This window comes from Flavobacterium sp. LM5 (assembly GCF_002017945.1).
Taxonomy (GTDB): domain Bacteria; phylum Bacteroidota; class Bacteroidia; order Flavobacteriales; family Flavobacteriaceae; genus Flavobacterium; species Flavobacterium succinicans.
In genome coordinates this window covers 1-4,780 of the sequence record NZ_MUFX01000048.1, presented here as the reverse complement: position 1 = coordinate 4,780, position 4,780 = coordinate 1, and the positions used below count along the sequence as shown (strand labels likewise).

The following is a 4,780-nucleotide window of genomic DNA, read 5'->3' as shown; positions in this document are numbered from 1 at the left end:
AAACTCACTCACCGCAGTTACGAAGACAAGAACGGGGAGAAACGCTACATCACTGAAGTGATAGTGAATGAAATCCTTTTGATGGGCAAATAAAATCCGGAGCTATGAATGTACAGGTATTTTCCGTTCGGGTAGATGCTCCTCATTTGGCGCACGACCAGCAACAACTTAATGATTTTATCGCCTCGGTAGAATTGGTACAATCCGATACTCATTTCATCGAATCCGATGCGAGCTATTGGTCGGTTTTGTTGCACTATAAAGAAAAAATCAATCTTGCGTCTCAGGAAAAAGCGTCACTCACCGACCTAACCCAAGACCAAATCGATAGGTTTGAACACTTGAAAAAATGGCGCAACGAAAAAGCCAAAACGAATGGTGTAAAACCATTTGTAATTTGTCACAACAGCCATCTGATTCAAATAGCCGTGCAACATCCCAAAACGAGTTCCGATTTTCAATGGATTAAAGGATTTGGAGAAAAACGAACGCAACAGTATGCGGAAGAAATCATTCAGCTATTAGAAAACATACCTCTAAATCAGGAAGAATTAATTTAAAATATATAAGCCATTTAAGTTTTCTATAAGCACGGAATTTTTCAAAACCATAGAAGGCATTTAAGGACATAAAAGGCTGAACAAAAGCTTGAGTGTTCTTGATGCCTTTTATGGTTTAATATTATGTGTTTTTTGAACTTTGTGGTTAATTATTGGCCACGGATGTCGCGGATAAAACGGATGCAACGGATTTTAATGGAACTTAAATGTCCTTATTTGTTTTATTACTTTGCGAGCCTTGCGATAATCTTTGCGTGCTTTGCGGTTAAACTTTAGACAAAGATTTCACACAATTTAAAGAATTAATTATTTAAAACTTTGCGCCTTTGCGTCCTTGCGGTTAATTTTTTTACCACAAAGCAACACGAAGAAGCCACTAAGACTCACAAAGCAAAAGTAGTGCAATTGTTGTATGCTATACCAAAACTTATATGCTCTTATTTGCTCTTATTTGCCTTATATGATTCAAAAAAGCTTTAATCAAAACTTCAATGCCTTATATGTTTTAAAATTCTCAGCAAATTAATACAACCCTCTCGCTACTCGATACGTATTAGCATGAGCCTCAATTATGGTTTTAATCGCAGGAGAATAACCGCCACCCATACTCACTTGTACAGGAATACCCAAAGATTTACAAAGACCTAAAACATAGCTATCTCGAGCTTTACATCCTTCTAAAGTACACCCTAATTTCCCTAATTTGTCCGTACCCAAAATATCCACACCCGCTAAGTAAAAAACAAAATCGGGACGATGGAGGCTGAGTAATTCTGGAAGTGTTTCTTGTAGAATGGCCAAATAAGTTGAATCATCTATCTTGTCTGGCAAAGGGATATCGTAATCTGAAATTTCTTTTCGAAAAGGATAATTACTTTGACCATGCATTGAAAAAGTAATGACATCCGTATTATTTCGAAAGATTTCTGCTGTGCCATTGCCTTGATGTACATCGAGATCTACAATGAGGATTTTATGGCACTTCTTCTGATTGATGAGATACTGAGCTGCAATCGCTTGATCGTTGAGTAAGCAAAAAGCCTCTCCACGATTCGAGAATGCGTGATGAGTTCCACCAGCAATGTTAAAAGCAATACCGTGTTCCAGCGCGTGATTACAACCTACAACTGTGCCTTGTGCAATACGCAACTCTCGCTCGACCAACGCTGCAGAAAGTGAAAATCCGATACTACGAATGGCTTTGGCATCGAGAGTCAATTCGGTTAGAGCCTTAACATAAGTTGGTGTATGCACAGCATGGACTAAAGATAAATCAATAGGTTCAGGGGAATAAAAATCATTAGGTTCTGCTGTCCCTTCGTGGAGTAACTGCTTAGGAAGCAGTTCGTATTTGAGCATCGGAAAACGATGTCCTTCGGGTAGTGAATGGTTGTAAATGGGATGGTTGGCAATAAAAAACATAAAACACTCAGTTGAGTGTGCAATGTAGTAGCAATTTTAGAATTACGCTACTTTTTTAATCAAATCAAACATAGGACAACGACCGCAACGTTTGTTTTCGCCTTTCTCGTATTTTCCGCAACATTTTGACTTGCAGTTTTCGGCAACTTTGATTTTAGCCAAAAGCGCTTTCTTCTTTTGGTCTTTCTTTTCTTTTTTGCCTTTTTTCTTGTCCTTTTCTTTGTCTTTCTTACTCATGTTGGTGTGGTAGACTAAAATTCACCGACAAAGATACTTTGTTTTTATTAATTCTAAATAAATTTTAACGAAAAAATTAAAAGGCTTTTTCTAAAGCAATAAAATGAGTCAATTTTCCTTTGGCATCAAAAATTGGATAACTTTTGAGTTAAAGCAGTCATATTTTAAAAAAATGGTAAAACTTATGACTGCTTAATCAAAAGTTATCCAATTTTTGATGCCAAAGGAAAATTGACTCATTTTATTGCTTTAGAAAAAGCCTTTTAATTTTTTCGTTAAAATTTATTTAGAATTAATAAAAACAAAGTATCTTTGTCGGTGAATTTTAGTCTACCACACCAACATGAGTAAGAAAGACAAAGAAAAGGACAAGAAAAAAGGCAAAAAAGAAAAGAAAGACCAAAAGAAGAAAGCGCTTTTGGCTAAAATCAAAGTTGCCGAAAACTGCAAGTCAAAATGTTGCGGAAAATACGAGAAAGGCGAAAACAAACGTTGCGGTCGTTGTCCTATGTTTGATTTGATTAAAAAAGTAGCGTAATTCTAAAATTGCTACTACATTGCACACTCAACTGAGTGTTTTATGTTTTTTATTGCCAACCATCCCATTTACAACCATTCACTACCCGAAGGACATCGTTTTCCGATGCTCAAATACGAACTGCTTCCTAAGCAGTTACTCCACGAAGGGACAGCAGAACCTAATGATTTTTATTCCCCTGAACCTATTGATTTATCTTTAGTCCATGCTGTGCATACACCAACTTATGTTAAGGCTCTAACCGAATTGACTCTCGATGCCAAAGCCATTCGTAGTATCGGATTTTCACTTTCTGCAGCGTTGGTCGAGCGAGAGTTGCGTATTGCACAAGGCACAGTTGTAGGTTGTAATCACGCGCTGGAACACGGTATTGCTTTTAACATTGCTGGTGGAACTCATCACGCATTCTCGAATCGTGGAGAGGCTTTTTGCTTACTCAACGATCAAGCGATTGCAGCTCAGTATCTCATCAATCAGAAGAAGTGCCATAAAATCCTCATTGTAGATCTCGATGTACATCAAGGCAATGGCACAGCAGAAATCTTTCGAAATAATACGGATGTCATTACTTTTTCAATGCATGGTCAAAGTAATTATCCTTTTCGAAAAGAAATTTCAGATTACGATATCCCTTTGCCAGACAAGATAGATGATTCAACTTATTTGGCCATTCTACAAGAAACACTTCCAGAATTACTCAGCCTCCATCGTCCCGATTTTGTTTTTTACTTAGCGGGTGTGGATATTTTGGGTACGGACAAATTAGGGAAATTAGGGTGTACTTTAGAAGGATGTAAAGCTCGAGATAGCTATGTTTTAGGTCTTTGTAAATCTTTGGGTATTCCTGTACAAGTGAGTATGGGTGGCGGTTATTCTCCTGCGATTAAAACCATAATTGAGGCTCATGCTAATACGTATCGAGTAGCGAGAGGGTTGTATTAATTTGCTGAGAATTTTAAAACATATAAGGCATTGAAGTTTTGATTAAAGCTTTTTTGAATCATATAAGGCAAATAAGAGCAAATAAGAGCATATAAGTTTTGGTATAGCATACAACAATTGCACTACTTTTGCTTTGTGAGTCTTAGTGGCTTCTTCGTGTTGCTTTGTGGTAAAAAAATTAACCGCAAGGACGCAAAGGCGCAAAGTTTTAAATAATTAATTCTTTAAATTGTGTGAAATCTTTGTCTAAAGTTTAACCGCAAAGCACGCAAAGATTATCGCAAGGCTCGCAAAGTAATAAAACAAATAAGGACATTTAAGTTCCATTAAAATCCGTTGCATCCGTTTTATCCGCGACATCCGTGGCCAATAATTAACCACAAAGTTCAAAAAACACATAATATTAAACCATAAAAGGCATCAAGAACACTCAAGCTTTTGTTCAGCCTTTTATGTCCTTAAATGCCTTCTATGGTTTTGAAAAATTCCGTGCTTATAGAAAACTTAAATGGCTTATATATTTTAAATTAATTCTTCCTGATTTAGAGGTATGTTTTCTAATAGCTGAATGATTTCTTCCGCATACTGTTGCGTTCGTTTTCTCCAAATCCTTTAATCCATTGAAAATCGGAACTCGTTTTGGGATGTTGCACGGCTATTTGAATCAGATGGCTGTTGTGACAAATTACAAATGGTTTTACACCATTCGTTTTGGCTTTTTCGTTGCGCCATTTTTTCAAGTGTTCAAACCTATCGATTTGGTCTTGGGTTAGGTCGGTGAGTGACGCTTTTTCCTGAGACGCAAGATTGATTTTTTCTTTATAGTGCAACAAAACCGACCAATAGCTCGCATCGGATTCGATGAAATGAGTATCGGATTGTACCAATTCTACCGAGGCGATAAAATCATTAAGTTGTTGCTGGTCGTGCGCCAAATGAGGAGCATCTACCCGAACGGAAAATACCTGTACATTCATAGCTCCGGATTTTATTTGCCCATCAAAAGGATTTCATTCACTATCACTTCAGTGATGTAGCGTTTCTCCCCGTTCTTGTCTTCGTAACTGCGGTGAGTGAGTTT

At 37.2% G+C, this 4,780-nt stretch carries 8 protein-coding genes; 4 read left to right on the top strand and 4 right to left on the bottom strand.

Features of this window, described 5'->3' with window-relative positions:
* The coding region (locus tag BXU11_RS18240; protein WP_369803233.1) for a single-stranded DNA-binding protein at window positions 1-93 on the top strand (93 nt) is incomplete at its 5' end.
* Between the two features lie 11 nt (window positions 94-104).
* On the top strand, window positions 105-560 hold the full coding sequence (locus BXU11_RS17325) for an HRDC domain-containing protein (RefSeq protein WP_078210895.1): 456 nt from the start codon (window positions 105-107) through the stop codon (window positions 558-560).
* Window positions 561-1,082: 522 nt separating this feature from the next.
* Here the strand turns inward: BXU11_RS17325 and BXU11_RS17320 are convergent.
* Window positions 1,083-1,982, bottom strand: coding sequence for a histone deacetylase (locus BXU11_RS17320; protein WP_078210894.1), 900 nt, complete (start codon window positions 1,980-1,982; stop codon window positions 1,083-1,085).
* Between the two features lie 42 nt (window positions 1,983-2,024).
* A complete protein-coding gene (locus BXU11_RS17315) occupies window positions 2,025-2,219 on the bottom strand; it encodes a hypothetical protein (RefSeq protein WP_024980687.1) in 195 nt (64 codons plus the stop codon).
* 343 nt (window positions 2,220-2,562) lie between these two features.
* On the opposite strand from BXU11_RS17315, the gene BXU11_RS17310 reads away from it, so the two are divergent.
* Together BXU11_RS17310 and BXU11_RS17305 are read left to right on the top strand one after the other, a co-directional pair.
* Window positions 2,563-2,757 carry a hypothetical protein gene (locus BXU11_RS17310; RefSeq protein ID WP_024980687.1) on the top strand — a complete coding sequence of 65 codons (195 nt, stop codon included), beginning with the start codon at window positions 2,563-2,565 and terminating at the stop codon, window positions 2,755-2,757.
* 42 nt (window positions 2,758-2,799) lie between these two features.
* A complete protein-coding gene (locus BXU11_RS17305) occupies window positions 2,800-3,699 on the top strand; it encodes a histone deacetylase (protein WP_078210894.1) in 900 nt (299 codons plus the stop codon).
* A 557-nt stretch (window positions 3,700-4,256) separates the two neighbouring features.
* On the opposite strand, the gene BXU11_RS17300 is transcribed toward BXU11_RS17305, so the two are convergent.
* On the bottom strand, window positions 4,257-4,676 hold the full coding sequence (locus BXU11_RS17300; RefSeq protein ID WP_078213394.1) for an HRDC domain-containing protein: 420 nt from the start codon (window positions 4,674-4,676) through the stop codon (window positions 4,257-4,259).
* An 11-nt stretch (window positions 4,677-4,687) separates the two neighbouring features.
* Window positions 4,688-4,780, bottom strand: a 93-nt coding sequence (locus BXU11_RS18235) for a single-stranded DNA-binding protein (protein WP_369803233.1), incomplete at its 5' end; no start/stop codon positions are given.